This window comes from Nocardia sp., assembly GCF_025465275.1.
In the GTDB taxonomy this organism is placed as follows: Bacteria; Actinomycetota; Actinomycetes; order Mycobacteriales; family Mycobacteriaceae; genus Nocardia.
The window spans coordinates 16,101-33,635 of record NZ_JAODNK010000051.1; the positions used below are offsets into that span (position 1 = coordinate 16,101).

Consider the following 17,535-nt stretch of genomic DNA (forward strand, 5'->3'; position numbering starts at 1 on the left):
GTCATGACGGGGCGAGTTCTTTACGTAGGGTAAAGACCCGTGTGGAGAGTGGGGTTACGGGAGTTCGAATGTTCGGTGTCAACAGTTTTGGTGCTGTCGGTAAGCGCGGTGGTCGCCCTGGTGCTGGTGTTCGCCACGGTAGATCCGTGGTTGAACGACTCGGGCGGGATTCTTGCCGGAGGGTTGGACGCGCACGTCTACCGGGACGGCGGGGACCGGGTATTGCAGGGCCGGCCGCTGTATACGGAGTCGACCTTCTTCGGGTTGCTGTATACCTACACGCCGTTCTCGGCGCTGGTATTTCTGCCGATTGTCGTGGTGCCCTGGACCTGGCTCACCTATTCCTCGCTGGTGCTGAATGCGGCGGTGCTCTATGGCTGTGTGCTGCTGTGCTGGCGCACTCTCGGTTACCGTATGACCGGCCGACTAGCGGGTATCAGTGCGCTGCTTGCGATTACGTGCCTCTTCCTCGAGCCGGTGCGCACCACCCTGTTCTACGGCCAGATCAACCTGGTGCTCATGCTGCTGGTGCTCTGGGACTTCTCGCGCGCCGACGACAGCCGACTGCGAGGCATCGGCGTCGGTGTGGCCGCGGGGATCAAACTCGTCCCGGCCTATTTCATCGCGCAGTATCTCGCTCTGCGCCAATGGCGTTCAGCCTGCGTGGCCACCGGCGCATTGCTCGGGTCCATCGCGGTGGCCTGGATCTTCCTGCCCGAGGATTCCCGCCAGTACTGGTTCTCGACGTTCTTCCAGTCCGATCGCATTGCGCCCGATACCAATCCGGCGAATCAATCGATTCGCGGTCTGCTCGCACACCTGACCGACGGTGCGGCTCCACTGTGGTTGTGGGTCGTGCTGACCGGCATCGTCGTCATCGCGAGCCTGGCGCTCACCGCCGCGCTGCACCGCCGTGGTGAGCGGCTACTGGCCGTGACCATCGCGGGTATGACCGCCTGCGCGGTATCCCCGTTCTCCTGGGGTCACCACTGGGTGTGGTTCGTGCCGCTGCTGGTGCACCTGGTGCATCGCGCCCAGTCGAACCCGCGCTGGTGGATCGCGGCCGCGCTGCTGTTCGTCTCGACCGGCGCGTGGGCGTACCACTGGGGCGAGAACTATGTGTCCGTCGGCATTTTCCTGCTGCCCAAGCCCTGGCACAGCGAGCCGATCCTGGAGAACTCCCATGTCCTCGTGTACATCGCCGTACTCGTCTACGGCTTCGTGATCGCGCGGAGTCCGCTGGCCGGGACCGATACTTCACGGCTGCCCGCCGGGTGCGTTAAGTCCAGTGGATGAATCCGATCGGACCGCTCGGCCCCGGCGATGAAGGCTTCAATCATCAGATCGCCGATACCGTCGCCACGGTAGCCACCAGTGACCTGGCCTGGACCGAGAAGGTGTGCGCGATGGCGTGCGCGCCGGACGGTTCGCGGCAGCTCGGTTTCGGCCTGGGGCAGTACAAGAATCGCAATGTGCTCGACGCGTACGCGGGCATCTCGCAGGGCGTCGAGCAGATCACCGTACGCGGCAGCCGGACACTGGCGCCCGAACCGGAGCTGACCTCGATCGGGCCGATCCACTACGAGATCGTCGAGCCGCTGAAGAAGATTCGATTCCGTCTCGACGAGAACGACTGCCAGCCCATCGCTTTCGACTGGCTGTTCGAAGCAGCCCTGCCCGCGCAGCTGGAGGACCGCACCCATATGCGGCGCGGCTACCGCGTGATGTCGGATCTGGTGCGCTACCACCAGATCGGCACCGCCTCCGGCTGGGTGAGCATCGACGGCGTACGTACCGATTTCGACGACTGGGTCTCGACCAGAGACCATTCCTGGGGCGTCCGCTACGACGTCGGAGCCCCGCTCACCGATGTCGAATCGATGGACCTGCCGCCGGAGGTCTCCTTCCGAATGATCTGGGCGCCGATCCTGATGACCCGCCCCGACGGCTCCCGCTACGGCTTGCACCTGCACTACCAAATCATCCAAATGGACGGCTATTTCAGCAAAACCGTCATGGGCGGGGTGGAGCACGACACCTGGTTCGAGAAGTGGAAGGACCTGGTTCCCGACCTGACCTTCGACCCGGTGAACCGCCGTCTGCGCGGCGGCGAGATCCTCGCCACGACGGAGGACGGCAAGGAACGCGTCCTCACCCTGGAAACGCTGTCCGACACCGGTTTCCACCTCGGCGCCGGCCTCTACTTCGGCTTCGACGGTCAGCACCACGGATCCTGGCGCGGCCCCCAACTCCACCTGGACGGCGAACGCATCCCCGACTGCTCCACCCACGAGGCCGCCCGCCGACTCCACCAAATCCGCGACACCGTCATCCGCGTGACCGACTCCTCCGGCGCCATCGGCTACGGCAACTGCCAGCCCATCATCACCGGCGGCGACGAATCCCTCGGCCTCACAAAGGAATCCTCGTTCATGTAACCGCAGGGGTGAGCACGGGGATGAAACGACGGGCATACTGACTGCTCGTGCCACACAGCTCCCACTGCGTCCGGCGCGCACCTGCCCGGTGCCGGCGCCTACACGCCGTGGCCCGCCGGCCTCTGCGAAGGGTCCGAGGTGGCCGGGACGGCGAGATCCTTGGCGCAGGCGTGCAGGATTCGGCCGAAGACGTGGGTGATGACCGGCCTGCTGAGCCAGTGGGTGGCGAAGCGGGCGGCGACGGGGATCGTCATTTCGACGGTGGTGGACCAGACGACCTTGGTGCCGGTCGGGACCGGTGTGAAGGTCATGGTTCCGATTTCGTGGCGGGCCGGGGGGAAACTGCGGTCGACGACGTAGTCGAAGGAGCGGGGCGGGTCGTAGCGGGTGACGCGTTCTTCGAAGCGGCCGATCAGCCAGGTGTGCATGCGGATCGCGCCGACGCCGTAGGGAGCGTCCTGACCGGGCCGGGCCAGGGTGCAGCGCAGGACCCAGCGGGTGCGCTCGTAGTTCGTTGTGGTTGCGCACCAGGCGAAGACCTGCTCGATCGGGGCGGGGATGATGCGTTCGACTGTGATGGTTTCCATACCTCTGAGACACCGCCCGATCCGCGACCGTGACATCCGATCAGGTGTGGTCTCCGTCACGCCGCAGCGTGCGCACGACGTCCGTGGTGCGCAGCTTGTCGGGGTTGCGAACCGCGTACAGCCGCGTGATGCGGTTATCCGTCACTTCGATCATGAGGACGGAATCGAGCTGCCCGTCGGCGCCCGAGCGCAACAGGACCGCGGGCAGCGCGTTGAAGTGGCCGAATTCGACACGCATGTCCGCCATGCTGGTCCGGGCCAGGCGGATGAGGAAATTGGCCACCTGCGCGGCGCCGCTGATCGGGCGGCGTGCGGCATGGACTTTTCCACCGCCGTCCGAGATTTGCACGACGTCAGGTGCGAGCACATCCATCAGGGTCCGCACGTCACCGGTATTGGCGGCACGCACGAACTGGGTGATCACCGCCCGGCTGGTATCGCTGTCGGGTTGAAAGCGCTTGCGGCGGGCCTGAACATGCTCGCGCGCCCGGTGCGCGATCTGCCGCACGGTGGTATCGGATTTGTCGATCATGTCGGCGATCTCGACCAGGCTGTGGCCGAACACCTCCGACAGTACGAATACGGCCCGCTCCGTCGGACCGAGTGTCTCCAGCACGAGCAGCATGGCCATCGACACCGATTCGGCAAGCAGCACATCATGACTGGCGTCGTGCTCGGTGCGGATCGGTTCGGGCAGCCAGGCGCCCACATAGTCCTCGCGCCGCCGCCGCAGTGACCGTAATCGGTTGAGCGACTGGCGCGTAACGACCTGCGTCAGATAGCCGCGCGTATTGTCCACGGTGTCCAGGTCGGTCTCGCGCCAGCGAAGATAGCTGTCCTGCAACACATCTTCGGCATCAGCCGCACTACCGAGCATCTCGTACGCGATGGTGAACAGCAGCGGCCGCAACTCGCCGAACGCACCCGTATCGTCCCCCCGGCCAACGTCGCCGGCTATCCGTCGATGTTCCACGGATACCAACGTATCCGCGTCACGTGTTCCAGGCGTTGGCGCACACAGCTCGTGTCCGGACGGAACAGCTCGTGTACGCGCGTTGCGATCCTGACACGGGCTGTGTGGTCGAGGTGCAGGTAGTCGGCGCCGAACGGCTGGGCCGGTTGGGTGGGGGTGAGCAGCGGTTGAGGTGGATGTGGATCGGAGTGTGCAACGATCGAGGGGTTCACTTTGAGGAGGCGTCTTGCGCAGCATTGCTCGGGTACTGCTCGTTATGTTGGCTGTTGTGTGCGGTATGGCGGCGATGCTGCCTGCCGCGCTGGCCACACCGAACGCTACGAATATCGATGACTTCACCTCGCGGAAGATCGACGAGTTGCTGGCGGCGCGTGCCGCCGGCGCGAGCAAGGGGGACCTGGTCGAGCTGCTGTCCCGGCAGTTCCTGGGTACGCCGTACACCGCGGATATGCTGGTCGGCTCGGCGAACGAGCCCGAACAGCTGGTCATCGACTTCCGCGGGGTGGATTGCTTCACCTACCTCGACTACGTGGAAGCGCTCAGCCGATCCACCGACCGGGATCAGTTCGTCACGAACCTCATCCAGACGCGGTACAGGGACGGGCAGGTCGACTTCCTGCATCGCAAGCACTTCTTCAGCGATTGGGCGTACGCCCCGCGAATCGCCGCGGCCGATATCACCGGGTCCTTGACTTCCGCCGCCGTGCCGGTGGCCAAGAATCTCAATGAGAAGGCCGACGGCAGCAACTACCTGCCGGGGCTGCCGGTTGTCGGCCGGAGTATCACCTACATCCCCAGCGCTGCCGTGGATGCGAATGTCATCGGCCAGCTCCGTACCGGTGACTACATCGGCGCGTACGCGGACCTGCCCGGCCTGGATGTCACGCACGTGGGGATCTTCGTCGCGACTGCCTCCGGTCCGGTGTTCCGCAATGCGTCCTCGCTGTCGGCGAACAACAAGGTGGTCGACTCGTCCTTCAGCGACTACGTGCGGACGACTCCCGGAATCGTCGTGTACCGCGCGCAGTGACCATTGCGCTCACACCGAATGCCGTAGCCGCCTCGGCACCGCGAGCTGCCACGACTGCGCCACCCGGCCGATGCGCCGCAGCAGGCGCAGCAGCGGGATGGTGAAGATCCCGGCCAGCCGCGTGTAGGGCCAGATGGCGATGAGCAACATGAGGATCAGGCCGCGCGCCTGGTAGATGACGGGCGCGTGCTCCATGGCTCCGGGGTTGGGGTGCAGTCCCACCAGGGAGCGGCTCCACGTGAAAAGCGTTTCCGCGGTGCGATAGCGGTCGTCGGTGGAGTAGGGGTCGAAGGTTATCAGGACCGCGGAGAGCAGGGCGGCGATGAGCACCGGGATGGTGATGCGGTCGATCGGCGTGACCCGGGGCTTGGCCTCGGCGGCGATCAGCGGCGGGATCAGGATGATTCCGGCGCCGATCACGGCGAGCGGGACAGCGATGATCTGCAGGGCCGAGAGCATTACGTGGGTAGTGCCGCTGGTGCGTGAATGTGGCCCCGCCAGTAGCACTTCGGCGATGCGCGCGGTGAACATCCCGACGGCTCCCAGCCGGAAGGCCACGCTGCCGAACCGCTGTGCCCGATCGGTGTGCGGACCGTACAGGTAGCCCAGGAACCGATCGGTCCGGTAGCGCCAGATATGCCCGGCGATACAGGAGGCGATCGCGGCACCGGGTAGGAAGACCCATAGCACGTACATCATGGTTCGACTTCCCGGTCCTATCCGATCCTGCTGTTGTGCACCACTGTTGCACGGACGCGGGCGCTGGGATAGAGGCGATGAACGGCCAGATTTCTGTCCGATAGCCGGCTCGGATTCGGTGTGAGGGGCGTGGTGAAGGCTTTGCCCCAGGAATCGGGGGCATCGGCGAGAAGTGGAATATGATACGGATTCGATTGTGTAGTAGGGTTTTTCGGTTTTTCGCAAATGTCATAGAGTGCGATCATGACTCGTAAATTTCTATGGGCTGCTCTGGCTGCCGTGGGCTTGACCTTGGCGGGCAATAGCGTGGCCGCCGCCGATTCCGGAGTTATCGAAGCGAACAATGCCGACTTCCTTGTCGGTGACACCCTGTATTTCTCGGACGGGCCGGGTGCCGACAACTGCGCGATCACCGCCGACGGCAATGTCGGCTGCGATCTCGGTGCCGGCAATAAATTGTGGGGCATCCTGCCCATCAGCGATGTCGTCATCGACCAGTCGTTCCTGCCCGCCCATCCGACCTTCGGGCTCGGCGGGCAGCACAGTCGGCCCAGCCGCTGGCTGAGCGACGTGCCCCGTCCCGACGGGAATGTTTATGCCGGAACCCGATTCGACTACGCGGGTGCGTCCTGCCTCGGCGGCCAGCCGCGCGGCGCCGGGCTGACCTGCTCGTCGCACGGGCACACCTTCACCCTGGGCACCTCGACCACCATCAGCTGAGGCCACGACGTTGCTCTGCGCCGGCCGGAAGTCATGGACGCCTGCGTGCTTCGTCCGGCATGCAGGGACTCTCGTTCCGGCGCATCACGAGCAGTGACCGCCGGTGAGCTCGCCGACGTTCTCGGCGAGCACGACCGCCATTTTGGACAGCGCCGCCGCGGCGGCGTCGAATGTGCCCGAATCCGATTGTGCGGCAAGGGCGACCGCGAGAGTCCCGGTGCGGGTGGGAATCAGGCCGAACTGGCGGACGGTATAGGCGCCGGTGGTTTCGTCGGGGCCCCAGCCGCCCTTGAACGAGGCGCCGACGAAGCCGCCCAGGCCCCAGCTCTGATTGTCCGAGCGGGCATTGCTGGATGATCTGATGCCCGCCCCCGCGGCATATTGCAATTGGCGCTGGGACGTCGTGGCGGCCAACGATGCCTATGAGGCGCTGTTCCCCCAGCGCGTCGAACTCGGCAACGCGATGCACTGGCTGTTCGGCCCAGGCCGGAAACTGGTCGTGAACTGGGAAGCGGAGGTGACCTCCGACGTCGCCAGAATGCGCGGCATCTGTGCGCACTTCGGCAACCCGCCCGCCGGCATCTCACTTTTGGCCGAACTACAAAACGACCCCGACTTCGCCCGGCTCTGGCTACGGCGGGAGGTCTCCTACGACCGCCCGGTCGACGAGCCGCAGTACATCTACACCGCCTCGGGCCCGGTCAGCGTGACAATGCAGTTGCAGTCGCTCCCGGCCCAGAAGGATCTGCTGCAACTGTGCGTGGGAGTCGTCCGCCCCTATCGCGTCCCAGCTCTGACTCCCGGAGCCCGAACAGACCCTATTTAGGGTCTGTCGCTCAGCTTGTACCGGTGCTACGCCGTGAGCTTCACTCTCCTTTGCCCGGCGATGCCACGGAGGGGGCGGCATCGCCGGCGCACGGTTGTCGGTGGGTGTGGTTACGGTCGTTGTATGGGTGATGTCCGGAATTGCTGTGGCTGAGCGCAAGTACGGTGAGCCTGCGCCGCCGACTACGAGCACTGTTCGTGGTGAGGACTGGTACGGCCGGACGCTGGCGGGGGAGCAGTATCGGCGGGTCGAGTTTGTCGATGTGGATATGGCTGAGATAACCACGGAGAACGCGGTTTTCGATGAGTGCAGCTTCCGGGGGGTGGCGTTCAATCTGTCTGCGCATACCAATAGCGGGTTCTTGAACTGCACTTTCAGTGCGTGTTCGTTCTTCGATGCCACGTTCACCGGCTGCAAGCTCACCGGCAGCATGTTCGACGGGTGCACCTATTCGCTGCTGAAGGTTTCCGGTGGCGACTGGTCTTTTGTCGGGCTGCCGGGCGCGGATCTGCGGGGCACTTCGTTCCGCGAATTGCGTATGCGTGAAGTGGATCTGACCGGAGCACGTTGTCAGAAGGCGACGTTTCGCGATATCGATCTGTCCGGCGCGTGGCTGACGAAGGCGGACTTCTCCGATTCCGATCTGCGGGGCAGCGATATCTCTGCGCTGGATCCGTTGAATGTGGAGGTCAGTCGCGCGGTGATAGATCCGGACCAGGCGATAACCCTTGCCTTCACCCTCGGGCTGAAAGTCCTACCGGGATAGGGCTGTCGAACCACCGAACCGGCTCGGGCTCCCACATGCGCTGGGCCCGAGCCGGTTTCCGGGCTGACTACTCCGCGGTGAGGTGTACCGGGAGTTCGCGGTGGCCGTTGGAGAGGAAGCCGATGACCGGGGCCACGTCGGCGGGGTTCGCGGCGAGGCGGAGGTCGGGGAAGCGCTCGAAGAGCGCCGGGAGGGCGATGCTCGCCTCCAGGCGCGCCAGGGGTGCGCCGATGCAGTGATGGACGCCGTGGCCGAAGGCTACGTGGTCCTTGTTGACGCGGGTGATGTCGAAGGTGTCGGCGGTCTCGCCGTGGATCTTCGGGTCGCGGCTGGCAGCCGCATAGGAGGCGAGAATGGCCTCGCCCTTGGGGATTCGGATACCGTCGATGTCGATGTCCTCCACCGCATAGCGCAGCGGGAGGTGGACCACGGGGGATTCGTACCGCAGCGTCTCCTCGATGACATCCTCCCAGCTCGCCTTGCCCTCCAGCACGGCGGCCAGCTGCTCCGGATGCGTGAGCAGCGCGAAGATCGCCTGGTCGAGCAGGTTGACGGTGGTCTCGTGACCCGCGTTGATGACCAGCATCAACGTATCGACCATCTCCTTCTCGGTCAGCCGCTCGCCGTCCTCGTCACGGGTATTGATCAGCACGCTGGTCATATCGTCGCCGGGATTGTCCCGCCGGAAGGCCACGAGTTCCTCGATGAGACCGAACATTTCGAGGTAGTTCGCCCCGGCGGCCTCCGGCGAGATCTCGGTATCGAAGAACCGGGCCACGCAGGTGCGCAGGGCGGGCTCCCGGTCATCCGGCACACCCATCAGTTCGGTCAGCACCTGAATCGGCACCGGGTAGGCGAAACCCTCACGCAGGTCCACAATTTCACCGGCCGGGGTCGCGGCCAGCCCGTCCAGCAGGGTGGTCACCAACTCTTCGATACGCGGTCGCAGCGCCATGGTCCGGCGGTTCGTGAACGCGGGCGAGACCAGCTTGCGCAGGCGCCGGTGGTCGGAGCCGTAGGCGGTGAACATATTGGTCGCCGCGACCCACGGGAACAGCGGCCACTCGGGAGTGACCGCACCATTGCCGAAGGCCGCCCAGTGCTGCACAGGATCCTTCGACACCCGCGGATCGGCGAGCAGCCGCTTCAGTACATCGGCATCGGTCACCGACCATGCGGGCACGCCCATGAGCTCGACCAGGGTCACCGGTCCACGCGCACGGATACGGGCATTCTCGCCTTGAATGTCGGCGCCGGTGAGGTCCAGCGCCAGGGGTTCGATCGTCACTGCTGTTCTCCTACTTCACATTCAACGGCGGGCACGCAGGGAAGACCACCGGCAGCGCTGTCAGCGCGCGATGGAAAGGCCCTGGACGCCAAGATAATTCATCAACCGGAATGGCGAGACGCAGCTCGGGCAGCGCGTCGAGGAGTTGATCGATGGCCTCCTGCGCGACCAGCGAGGCCACCGACTTGGCCGGGCAGGCATGCGGCCCGAGGCTCCAGGCCAGATGGGAGCGGTTGCCGATGCGCTCACCGCCGCCGATCGCGGGGTCGTTATTGCAGGCGGCGAGACTGATGAGTACCGGCTGGTGCGCGGGCAGCCAGGTATCGCCGATGAGCATCGGCTGCCGCGGATAGGAGGTGGAGAAGTTCGCCACCGGCGGGTCGTTGAACAGCACCTCGTCCAGAGCATCACGCGTGGAAAGGCTTCCGCCGAGCACATCGCCCGCGAAGCGATCGTCGGTGAGGATCAGCCGCAGCGTATTGATGATGAGATTCTGTACCGGCTCCAGTCCGGCGCCGTAGATGCTGATGATGTTGGAGAGCATCTCGGTGTCGTCGAGCCCGGCATCGTGCTGCAGCAGCCGGGTCACCATATCGTCGCCGGGTTCGCGCTTCTTGAGTTCGATCAACTCCAGCAGTGCGCCACTGAGCATGGCCATACCCTGTTCGGCCTTCTCGTCGACCGAATCGAACAGGGCGGCCATACCCTGGGCCACTCGCTGCCCGATGGCCGGCGGGCAGCCGAGCATGTCGTTGAGACCGGCGAACACCAGCGGGAAGGCGTACTGGCCCAGCAGCTCGACTTCACCACTCTCGCAGAAGGTATTGATCAGCGGAATGGCTTCCCGTCCGACAATGGCGTGCAGACCGTGCAGATCCACCCCATCGATCGCGCTGACATTCGCCTGCCGATACCTCCAGTGCGCCGCGCCCGCATTGCGCAGCACATTCGGATACCACTCCATCATCGGCCGCACCGGGCAGTCCGCGGGGATGGTGTCCTGCCAGATGCGCGGATCGGCCGGGAAATGGTCCGGATCGTTCAGGATCCGCACCGCATCGTGATAGCCGATCACGAGGGTGGCCGCCACACCGGGCGCCAGCTCCACCGGCGCCAAAGAGCCGTAGCGACGGCGCAATTCGCGGTAGCAGCCGTGCGGGTCGGCCGCGAATTCGGCGGAGTACAGCGGGAAGCGCGTCCCCTCGACAAGGGTCGACGGTCCGGTCGAAGTGGTCAAAGCTGTGACTCCTGACGAGATTGAAACAAGAACTCGACGAGTGTGATGAGCGACTGCACGCACGTCCGCCGATCGCGTGCGTCCAGGGCGGTCAGCGGGGTGCCCTCGGCGAGGTCGAGGGCATCGCGGATCTCGGCGAGCGGATACCGCTTCGCGCCCTCGAATTCGTTGACCGCCACCGCATACGGCACCGCACGCTGTTCGAGCACCGACAGCACCTCGTCGGATTGTTCGATCCGGCGGGTATCGACGAGCACCAGCGCTCCGAGCGCTCCGATGGCCAGCTCTTCCCACAGCGGGATGAAGCGCCGCTGGCCGGGCGTGCCGAAAAGGTACAGGGCCAGTTGGGGATTGAGGGTGATGCGACCGAAGTCCATAGCGACCGTGGTGGTCGTCTTCTCCCGCAGTCCGGCCAGATCGTCGACGCCGATGCTGGCCTCGGTGATCGTTTCCTCGGTGCGCAGCGGCTTGATCTCCGAAACGCTGCCGACGAATGTGGTCTTGCCGACGCCGAAACTACCTGCCACCAAGAGTTTTACCGATTTGGTCACGGTGGGCGGCAGATATTCGACACCCGGCGTCTGTGTGTGCGGACGATCCGACTCAGACCGCAAGGGCGCGAAGCCCATTCAGTACCTCTTCCAGCAAGCTGACGTCCGGCATGGTGTGCGCAGGCGTCCGGGTTATCAGGTGACCGCTGTCGAGCAGGTCGGCGACGACGATCTTCACCACCGAGGGCGGCAGATCGAGATGGGCCGCGACCTCGGCGAGCGACAGCGCACTGCGGCACAGCGCGAGGATGCGGCGTCCGTCGGGAGTCCCGCCTTGCAGCGGGACATCGGCGGCGACGATCACGGTGACGAGGTCCAGAAGGCGGGTCGGACGCGAACGTCCGCCGGTGCGCACGTACGCCCGGACCAGATCGGGATCACGTCGCTGCCCGGTCATGGCCGGGCGCCGCCGCGCGGCACAGCGCCGAGCTCGTGCCCGACTCGCGCGGCGAGCTCGTTGAGCCGGTGCGCGATCAGCGCGACGTCGACCTCGGGGGTCGTGGACACACCGATGACCGCACCGTCGCCCGCGGCGGTTATGAAGATCATGCCGTCGTCGTACTCGGTGACGTTCTGGCGCACATTGTCGTGCGGGCCACCGCAGAATTCACCGAGCGCTTTACCGAGCGAGCGCAGTCCGGACGCGGCCGCCGCGAATCGCTCGGCATTGTCTCTGGTGATATTGCCGGAGTGCGCGATTCGCAGGCCGTCCTCGGACAGCAGTACCGCGAACCGCACCCCGGGGATGTCTAGGTCCGAGAGCATCCAGCCGAGCCGGTTGGAGCTGTCGGCCGGGCTCGCGGACGGCGCCGCACTGTGCGGGCCGGTCGCTGTCGGTGAGTTCACGAGGTCATCCCTTCGGTCTGGTCGGCTTCGGCGGCGGCGACGCGGCCGCTGACCGAACCGCTGCGCCACGCCACTGCGATATCGGGTCGAGCGAGTTGGAGAGTCGGTGCGGGGGTGGAGGACTGCTGCACGCCCGGCTGAACCACTGTGCGCCGCCGCCGTTTCGCCAGTCCGCTCGCGGTGAGCGCCGCGGCGATCTCGGCATTGTCGGCAGCGGGTTCTTCCACTGGGAACACTGTTGTCGTTGTTGCCGCCGCGGGCTCCTCCTTGACCTCTTGCGGTGCCATCAGCAGTGATTCGGGGATGTACACCATCGCCCGCACACCGCCGTACATATTGGGACCGTCCACGTAGACGCTGAATCCGTACCGGCGCACCAGCGATGCGATGCTGGGGAAGCCGATCTTCGGCGCGGGGCCGAGTTCGAGAATGTCGATGGCGCGCTCGCCGGCGAGCACCTGGCGGGCATCCTCCAACTGCTCCGGGCTCATGCGCACCCCGGCATCGTCGATGAGGATGGTCACGCCGTGGTGCCCCTCCTGGAAGCTGATGTCCACGAACGACGTCGGCGGCGAATAGCGCAGCGCATTGTCGAGCAGCGTCGCCACGGTGTGCACGAGCGGCTCCACTACGCGGCTGGACACCACTCGATCGGCCTGGGTGGAACGCACCCGCAGGTAGTCGCGCACGCGCCCGGTGGCGCCGCCGACCACATCGGTGACCGACTGCTGCGGCCACCGGCGTCCGGGCAGCCCGCCGCTGACGATCACATACGACTGCGCCTGCCGGATCATCTGCTGCACACTGTGGTCGATGCGGATGAGGGTTTCGTACACCGCGTCATCACGATGCTCGCGCAGGGCGGCGCTGACCACCTTGCCGACGTCCGCACCGAGACTGACCACCGAGGTGCCGAACGAGCGCACGGCCGCGCCGGTCACATCCCGCGAGGCGCCCTGCGCCGCATCGCGCACGGTCTGCATCTCGGCGCGAACGGCTTGCTCCGCGTTGGCGATTGCCAGCCGCGCCTCGGCCTCGATCTCTCGTTTGCCCTGATCCGCCGCTTCCGCCCAGAGCAGTCGCAGATCGTCCACGTGGTATTCCACGCCCTGCCATACCAGCGGGGGCAGGGCCGAATATTCCAGGCTAGGTGGCACTTCCAGGGTGGTCAGCGGCATTCCGGGGCGACGGATCGACTCCGTGACCGAGGGAAGCGTCTTGCGGACAAGCTGTTCGAGCAATTGCTCCCAGCCCCGCACCTGCGCGGTCAGATCATTGACGCGCGCCCGCTCCGCGCGCAAACGCACCGCGGTATAAGCGGTCGCGGCGACGGCGAGCACTAATAGGGGAACAAGTATCCAGAGAAACATCACGGCCATAGGGGTTTCGTCAATCCTGTCGGCTACACCAAGGTCAGGCGCACTTACGCAAACACGACCGACCGTAGCCCACAACATACCTATTCCGTTATCCCAGCGATACTTTCACATGAGATCTCTTCAAACTGGGGGCTCGTACCCGCCCGGGCTCATCGGCTGAGTTCTTCTGCCCAGGCGGTGAGGCCTGCGAGAAAGGCCGCGCGCTCGTCCAGGGTCAGGCGGGTCATGGCTCGCATGAGGGGCTCGGACCTGCGGCCGATGAATTCCCTGACATCCGCGCGGCGTTCCTCCGGAACGGACAGCAGGGTCCGGCGGTGGTCGGCGGGGTCACTGTCGCGGCGCAGCCAGCCTGCGCGGGACAGGTCGCCGGTGAGCTGGCTGGCATTGGTCAGGCCGATGCCCAGTTGGCGCGCCAGATCGCCGACGCCGACCGGGCCGGCGGATAGGGCGTAGGCCAGCGCCGCGCCGTGGCGGGGGCCGAGTCCATTGGCCTCGAAGGCATCTCGGAGCGCGGTGGGCATATCGCCGTGTGCGCGCCGGAGATAGCTGGAGATCATCGGCACGACCGCCTGCATTCGGCTGCGGTCCTCGGCGCTGACCGGTTGTGGCTCCGCCACCCGTCCTCCCTTGTGCTCTGGAAAATCCGTCCTTGACAGGGTCACTCTACAACTTCAAACTTCTGAATAGTTCTCAAAAGTGAACTATCTGATCCCGGCGTGCACCGGGGCATCGGGAGGATGGCCATGACAGGTCCACAGCAGCCGGAAGTCGGGGAGTACTTCGAATCCGTCTACCGCTCGCAACCACCGACCGGAGCCGTCATCACGGCCGCGGGCTGGGATATCGGTAAGCCGCAGCCGCTGGTGGTCGAACTGGCCGAGACCGGCGGGATTCGCGGCCGGGTGCTGGACGCCGGCTGTGGTACCGGCGAGAACGCGCTGTATCTCGCGGGCCGCGGATACGATGTCACCGGACTGGATTTCGCTGCCACCGCAATTGCGAATGCCCGGGCGAAGGCGACACGACTGGGCGCGCGGGCCGAGTTCGACACAGCTGATGCCCGTGAATTGACCGGCTACGAGGACAGTTTCGACACCGTTCTCGACTCCGGCTTGTTCCACACCTTCACCGGACCTGATCGCGATCGCTACATCGCCGCCCTGCGTCGGGTGACGAATTCCGCTGGAGCAGTGCATATCCTGGCGGTCAGCGATGTGGCGCCGGCCGGACCGGGACCACGCCGCATTACCGAAGCCGAACTGCGGGAGGCGTTCGCCACCGGCTGGACCATCGAGGTGCTGCGCCGCGACGAGATGCTGGGATCGCTGCCCGGACACGGCCCAGCCCCGATCCCGTCGTGGCTGCTCACCGCCCGGAAGAGCGCGTGATGAGCCGGACGCTGCACTGGATCCTGCGCGGGCTGACGCTGCTCGCCGGGGTGGACGGACTGACGCAGGCCATGTTCGCGGGGCGATTCATGTCCGGCAGTTACCGTGCGCTGGACGCACATTCGCTCAACGGCCTCATTCTCGGAGTCATCTCACTGCTGCTGACGATTGCTTTCGGTATCGCCTGGCGGAGCGGTGCGCCCTCGTGGACCTTCTGGACGAGTCTGGGTCTCACCCTGGCCTGCGGCATCGAGATCATGCTGGGGCACAAGGCTATTCTCGCGATTCATGTCCCGCTCGGCGTGCTCATCATTGCCGGGTTCCTGGCACTGCTCGTGCAGGCATGGCGGACTCCGGTGCTGGTCGGTGCGAACGCGCTGGGGGACAGATGAATACGATGAGCCGCCGGGATGTCTTCCGGCTGGCCGGGGCGTTCGGTGTGGTGGGCGCGGCGGGGGTGGCCGCCGGGTTCCGCTTCGCCGGTGACCCTGCGACTGTCGGTGCACAGCTCACCTCGGAAGTGTCGCTGCCCGAACCGTTCACCCAGCCGCTCACGGTGCCCGCGGTGCTCGTACCGGATCGCCGGGACGCGGATACGGATTACTACCGCATCACCCAGCGCAAGGCGATGGCGCAGATCGTACCCGGGTATGCCACACCGATTTTGAGCTACAACGGCACTTTTCCCGGTCCGACGCTGGTCTCGGCGCGCGGCAGGCGCACCGTTGTCACCCATCGCAATGAACTGCCCGTCCCGACCGTTGTGCACCTGCACGGTGGTCATGTGCCGCACGATTCCGACGGCTACCCCACCGATCTGCTGTTTCCGGTCGGCTCGGAGGGGATGGCGGGGATGGCCGATATGGTTGATATGCAGCATGATTCGCTGTCGCGGACCATGACCGGCGAACGCGACTACGAGTATCCGACGCAACAGCCCGCCGCCACGCTCTGGTACCACGACCACCGGATGGATTTCACCGGCGCTTCGGTGTGGCACGGCCTGGCCGGATTTCATCTCATCGTCGACGAGGCGGAGGACCGGCTGCGGCTGCCCTCCGGCGACCGGGATCTGCCACTGATGATCACCGATCGGGCCTTCCACGCGGACGGGGCCTTCATGTACCCCGCGCTGGACCCGTCGATGATGGATAAGCCCGGTGTGACAGGGAAATACCTCCAGGGCGTGCTCGGCGATGTCATTCTCGTCAATGGCGTCGCGTGGCCCGTGCATCACATTGCGGGCGCACGCTACCGGCTGCGGCTGCTCAATGCCTCCAATGCCAGGGTCTACCGGCTGCGCATCGATTCGCCCGGAGACCGGGCCGGCGGATTCGTGCAGATCGGGTCTGACGGCGGTCTACTGGAACGCGCACAACACCTTTCGGCGCTGGATATCGCGCCTGGCGAGCGCTTCGACGTGGTCGTCGATTTCTCCGGCTGCGCCCCGGGCGATCAGGTGACGATCCACAACGATCTCGGCTCCGGAAAGACCGCGCAGGTCATGCGTTTCGTGGTGGGGGACCGTGCCGATGATCCCTCGGTGGTCCCGGATGCGCTCGTTCCGATCGACAGGCTGGACCGGGCGACCGCCGTCCGGACCCGCCTGTTCGACTTCCGCCGCGGTGATGTCGGCGGCATGACCGGCTGGACGATCAACGGCCGCGCCTATTCCGTCGACGATGTGATCGCCGAGCCCACACTGGGCGAGGTGGAGATCTGGCGCTTCAGCACCGATCTCAATCATCCGATCCATGTGCACCTCAACCAGTTTCAGGTGCTCTCCCGCAATGGCAAACCACCACATCCGACCGATGCGGGCTGGAAGGACACCCTCAATGTGGCGGCCACCGAAGTAGCCGAAGTAGCCATCCGCTTCACCGACTACGCAGGCCGCTTCGTCCTGCACTGCCACAATCTCGAGCACGAGGACATGGCCATGATGGCGGCCTTCACCACCGTGCAATAGCTGTTGGGCAGGGCAATTCGCTGGCTGACGCAGCTAATCCGTTGTGCCCCAACCGGATCAATGCGCGTTCTGTTGTCCTCCCGCTTTGAACAGACCGATCGACTCGTTTTTCTCGGCGTAGGATGACTTCGAGGATTGCCCAGGCGGGCAACTATTTGGAGCGCCGCCGACTAGGGCATGAACAGAACGAAAGGCTATGGAGCGATATGGATAACTTGATTCAGATGTTTGCCAACAGCTTGGTCGGCGGCCTTGGTTGGGGTCTCGGCAACGGTGTCGCTAACGCGATCCTCGGTGCATTCGGCAGCGCTTAGCAGCCCGTAATATCCTGTTGCGCAGCCGGTAAGCACTCGCTGCGCAGCGGATCGGGCAATAGCCAGATGTAAGGATCGCGTCACCAGCCGCAAGTCAGGGCGAAAGCCGAGCAACCTGCGAATGCCCGTTCACCGATCTGTCAGCAGAACGGAACGCCCACCGATCCATCCAGGCTGGTGTGGAACAGCACGCAGACCAGATGGTTCAAGGTCTGATAGGCAGACCCGCTGCGCGGCCCGAGAATCCCCGACGCCGAATCGGCCGACCCCATGGGAATCCCCGAATCAACAGGCTGCATCCCACTGACCGGCGTCGCCTGCGCAGGCCCGGCCAGCGCCGCTACCGGCGTACACAACGCGGCCGCCACAGCAAAAGCTCCGACTATCTTCTTCGAATTCATAATGACCCCACAATTTCTCGAACCTGGCGCGAGCCAGTATTCAACCTCCACCCCACCTCCGACAGCCCCGACACTCGATGCCCCGATCTTCGGGGGCTCCGGAGTGAATTCGTCGAGGCTACG

21 protein-coding genes are annotated in these 17,535 nt (G+C 65.2%); 9 read left to right on the plus strand and 12 right to left on the minus strand.

The window, feature by feature from the left end:
- Positions 1-75: 75 nt before the first annotated feature.
- Positions 76-1,296, plus strand: a complete 1,221-nt coding sequence (locus JWN03_RS11285; protein WP_297613611.1) for a glycosyltransferase 87 family protein — start codon at positions 76-78, stop codon at positions 1,294-1,296.
- On the plus strand, positions 1,293-2,438 hold the full coding sequence (locus JWN03_RS11290; RefSeq protein WP_297613612.1) for a hypothetical protein: 1,146 nt from the start codon (positions 1,293-1,295) through the stop codon (positions 2,436-2,438). Before JWN03_RS11285 ends, JWN03_RS11290 begins: the two co-directional genes overlap by 4 nt.
- Positions 2,439-2,536: 98 nt before the next feature.
- Here JWN03_RS11290 and JWN03_RS11295 read toward each other — a convergent pair whose 3' ends face one another.
- Both JWN03_RS11295 and JWN03_RS11300 read right to left on the minus strand, forming a co-directional pair.
- Entirely contained in the window at positions 2,537-3,025 is a 489-nt protein-coding gene (locus JWN03_RS11295; RefSeq protein WP_297613614.1) for an SRPBCC family protein, read from the minus strand.
- A 40-nt stretch (positions 3,026-3,065) separates the two neighbouring features.
- Positions 3,066-3,998, minus strand: coding sequence for an RNA polymerase sigma-70 factor (locus JWN03_RS11300; RefSeq protein ID WP_441342970.1), 933 nt, complete (start codon positions 3,996-3,998; stop codon positions 3,066-3,068).
- Positions 3,999-4,224: 226 nt separating this feature from the next.
- Here JWN03_RS11300 and JWN03_RS11305 point away from each other — a divergent pair, with 226 nt between their 5' ends.
- On the plus strand, positions 4,225-5,028 hold the full coding sequence (locus JWN03_RS11305) for a DUF1460 domain-containing protein (protein WP_297613615.1): 804 nt from the start codon (positions 4,225-4,227) through the stop codon (positions 5,026-5,028).
- Between the two features lie 9 nt (positions 5,029-5,037).
- Here JWN03_RS11305 and JWN03_RS11310 read toward each other — a convergent pair whose 3' ends face one another.
- Positions 5,038-5,727 carry a respiratory nitrate reductase subunit gamma gene (locus JWN03_RS11310; RefSeq protein ID WP_297613616.1) on the minus strand — a complete coding sequence of 230 codons (690 nt, stop codon included), beginning with the start codon at positions 5,725-5,727 and terminating at the stop codon, positions 5,038-5,040.
- A gap of 243 nt (positions 5,728-5,970) precedes the next feature.
- Between JWN03_RS11310 and JWN03_RS11315 the strand changes: the two genes are divergently transcribed.
- The gene (locus tag JWN03_RS11315; RefSeq protein WP_297613617.1) at positions 5,971-6,447 is read left to right on the plus strand and encodes a hypothetical protein; all 477 of its coding nucleotides are present in this window, start codon (positions 5,971-5,973) and stop codon (positions 6,445-6,447) included.
- 84 nt (positions 6,448-6,531) lie between these two features.
- On the opposite strand, the gene JWN03_RS11320 is transcribed toward JWN03_RS11315, so the two are convergent.
- Complete coding sequence (locus JWN03_RS11320; RefSeq protein ID WP_297613801.1) at positions 6,532-6,861, minus strand: hypothetical protein; 330 nt, start codon at positions 6,859-6,861, stop codon at positions 6,532-6,534.
- Between JWN03_RS11320 and JWN03_RS11325 the strand changes: the two genes are divergently transcribed.
- Positions 6,809-7,273: an MmyB family transcriptional regulator gene (locus JWN03_RS11325; protein WP_297613619.1), complete on the plus strand. Its 465-nt coding sequence runs from the start codon at positions 6,809-6,811 to the stop codon at positions 7,271-7,273. The genes JWN03_RS11320 and JWN03_RS11325 overlap by 53 nt on opposite strands.
- A gap of 145 nt (positions 7,274-7,418) precedes the next feature.
- Positions 7,419-8,039: a pentapeptide repeat-containing protein gene (locus JWN03_RS11330; RefSeq protein ID WP_297613620.1), complete on the plus strand. Its 621-nt coding sequence runs from the start codon at positions 7,419-7,421 to the stop codon at positions 8,037-8,039.
- Positions 8,040-8,106: 67 nt separating this feature from the next.
- On the opposite strand, the gene JWN03_RS11335 is transcribed toward JWN03_RS11330, so the two are convergent.
- From JWN03_RS11335 to JWN03_RS11365, 7 genes are all read right to left on the minus strand, one after another.
- Positions 8,107-9,327, minus strand: a complete 1,221-nt coding sequence (locus JWN03_RS11335; RefSeq protein WP_297613622.1) for a cytochrome P450 family protein — start codon at positions 9,325-9,327, stop codon at positions 8,107-8,109.
- Between the two features lie 10 nt (positions 9,328-9,337).
- Positions 9,338-10,564: a cytochrome P450 gene (locus JWN03_RS11340; RefSeq protein WP_297613624.1), complete on the minus strand. Its 1,227-nt coding sequence runs from the start codon at positions 10,562-10,564 to the stop codon at positions 9,338-9,340.
- Positions 10,561-11,115 (minus strand): GTP-binding protein, encoded by a 555-nt coding sequence (locus tag JWN03_RS11345; RefSeq protein WP_297613626.1) that lies wholly within the window; start codon positions 11,113-11,115, stop codon positions 10,561-10,563. Before JWN03_RS11345 ends, JWN03_RS11340 begins: the two co-directional genes overlap by 4 nt.
- Positions 11,116-11,167: 52 nt before the next feature.
- Complete coding sequence (locus JWN03_RS11350) at positions 11,168-11,512, minus strand: DUF742 domain-containing protein (RefSeq protein ID WP_297613628.1); 345 nt, start codon at positions 11,510-11,512, stop codon at positions 11,168-11,170.
- Positions 11,509-11,880 carry a roadblock/LC7 domain-containing protein gene (locus tag JWN03_RS11355; RefSeq protein ID WP_297613791.1) on the minus strand — a complete coding sequence of 124 codons (372 nt, stop codon included), beginning with the start codon at positions 11,878-11,880 and terminating at the stop codon, positions 11,509-11,511. Before JWN03_RS11355 ends, JWN03_RS11350 begins: the two co-directional genes overlap by 4 nt.
- 77 nt (positions 11,881-11,957) lie before the next feature.
- Positions 11,958-13,340: an ATP-binding protein gene (locus JWN03_RS11360; RefSeq protein ID WP_297613630.1), complete on the minus strand. Its 1,383-nt coding sequence runs from the start codon at positions 13,338-13,340 to the stop codon at positions 11,958-11,960.
- Between the two features lie 149 nt (positions 13,341-13,489).
- Positions 13,490-13,957, minus strand: a complete 468-nt coding sequence (locus JWN03_RS11365) for a MarR family winged helix-turn-helix transcriptional regulator (RefSeq protein WP_297613632.1) — start codon at positions 13,955-13,957, stop codon at positions 13,490-13,492.
- A gap of 126 nt (positions 13,958-14,083) precedes the next feature.
- On the opposite strand from JWN03_RS11365, the gene JWN03_RS11370 reads away from it, so the two are divergent.
- The 3 genes from JWN03_RS11370 to JWN03_RS11380 are packed head-to-tail and all read left to right on the plus strand — an operon-like array spanning position 14,084 to position 16,697.
- Positions 14,084-14,728, plus strand: a complete 645-nt coding sequence (locus tag JWN03_RS11370) for a class I SAM-dependent methyltransferase (protein WP_297613634.1) — start codon at positions 14,084-14,086, stop codon at positions 14,726-14,728.
- On the plus strand, positions 14,728-15,120 hold the full coding sequence (locus JWN03_RS11375) for a hypothetical protein (RefSeq protein ID WP_297613636.1): 393 nt from the start codon (positions 14,728-14,730) through the stop codon (positions 15,118-15,120). Before JWN03_RS11370 ends, JWN03_RS11375 begins: the two co-directional genes overlap by 1 nt.
- Positions 15,117-16,697, plus strand: coding sequence for a multicopper oxidase family protein (locus tag JWN03_RS11380; RefSeq protein WP_297613638.1), 1,581 nt, complete (start codon positions 15,117-15,119; stop codon positions 16,695-16,697). Before JWN03_RS11375 ends, JWN03_RS11380 begins: the two co-directional genes overlap by 4 nt.
- A gap of 454 nt (positions 16,698-17,151) precedes the next feature.
- Here JWN03_RS11380 and JWN03_RS11385 read toward each other — a convergent pair whose 3' ends face one another.
- Entirely contained in the window at positions 17,152-17,412 is a 261-nt protein-coding gene (locus JWN03_RS11385; RefSeq protein WP_297613640.1) for a hypothetical protein, read from the minus strand.
- Positions 17,413-17,535: the final 123 nt, after the last annotated feature.

Bases quoted from the DNA above. Each gene is read 5' to 3' on its own strand.
- JWN03_RS11360 (WP_297613630.1), bottom strand. From the start codon at position 13,340: ATGGCCGTGATGTTTCTCTGGATACTTGTTCCCCTATTAGTGCTCGCC.
- JWN03_RS11295 (WP_297613614.1), bottom strand. From the start codon at position 3,025: ATGGAAACCATCACAGTCGAACGCATCATCCCCGCCCCGATCGAGCAG.
- JWN03_RS11375 (WP_297613636.1), top strand. From the start codon at position 14,728: ATGAGCCGGACGCTGCACTGGATCCTGCGCGGGCTGACGCTGCTCGCC.
- JWN03_RS11325 (WP_297613619.1), top strand. From the start codon at position 6,809: ATGCCCGCCCCCGCGGCATATTGCAATTGGCGCTGGGACGTCGTGGCG.
- JWN03_RS11380 (WP_297613638.1), top strand. From the start codon at position 15,117: ATGAATACGATGAGCCGCCGGGATGTCTTCCGGCTGGCCGGGGCGTTC.
- JWN03_RS11385 (WP_297613640.1), bottom strand. From the start codon at position 17,412: ATGAATTCGAAGAAGATAGTCGGAGCTTTTGCTGTGGCGGCCGCGTTG.
- JWN03_RS11315 (WP_297613617.1), top strand. From the start codon at position 5,971: ATGACTCGTAAATTTCTATGGGCTGCTCTGGCTGCCGTGGGCTTGACC.
- JWN03_RS11350 (WP_297613628.1), bottom strand. From the start codon at position 11,512: ATGACCGGGCAGCGACGTGATCCCGATCTGGTCCGGGCGTACGTGCGC.
- JWN03_RS11370 (WP_297613634.1), top strand. From the start codon at position 14,084: ATGACAGGTCCACAGCAGCCGGAAGTCGGGGAGTACTTCGAATCCGTC.
- JWN03_RS11310 (WP_297613616.1), bottom strand. From the start codon at position 5,727: ATGATGTACGTGCTATGGGTCTTCCTACCCGGTGCCGCGATCGCCTCC.
- JWN03_RS11290 (WP_297613612.1), top strand. From the start codon at position 1,293: ATGAATCCGATCGGACCGCTCGGCCCCGGCGATGAAGGCTTCAATCAT.
- JWN03_RS11355 (WP_297613791.1), bottom strand. From the start codon at position 11,880: ATGCTCTCGGACCTAGACATCCCCGGGGTGCGGTTCGCGGTACTGCTG.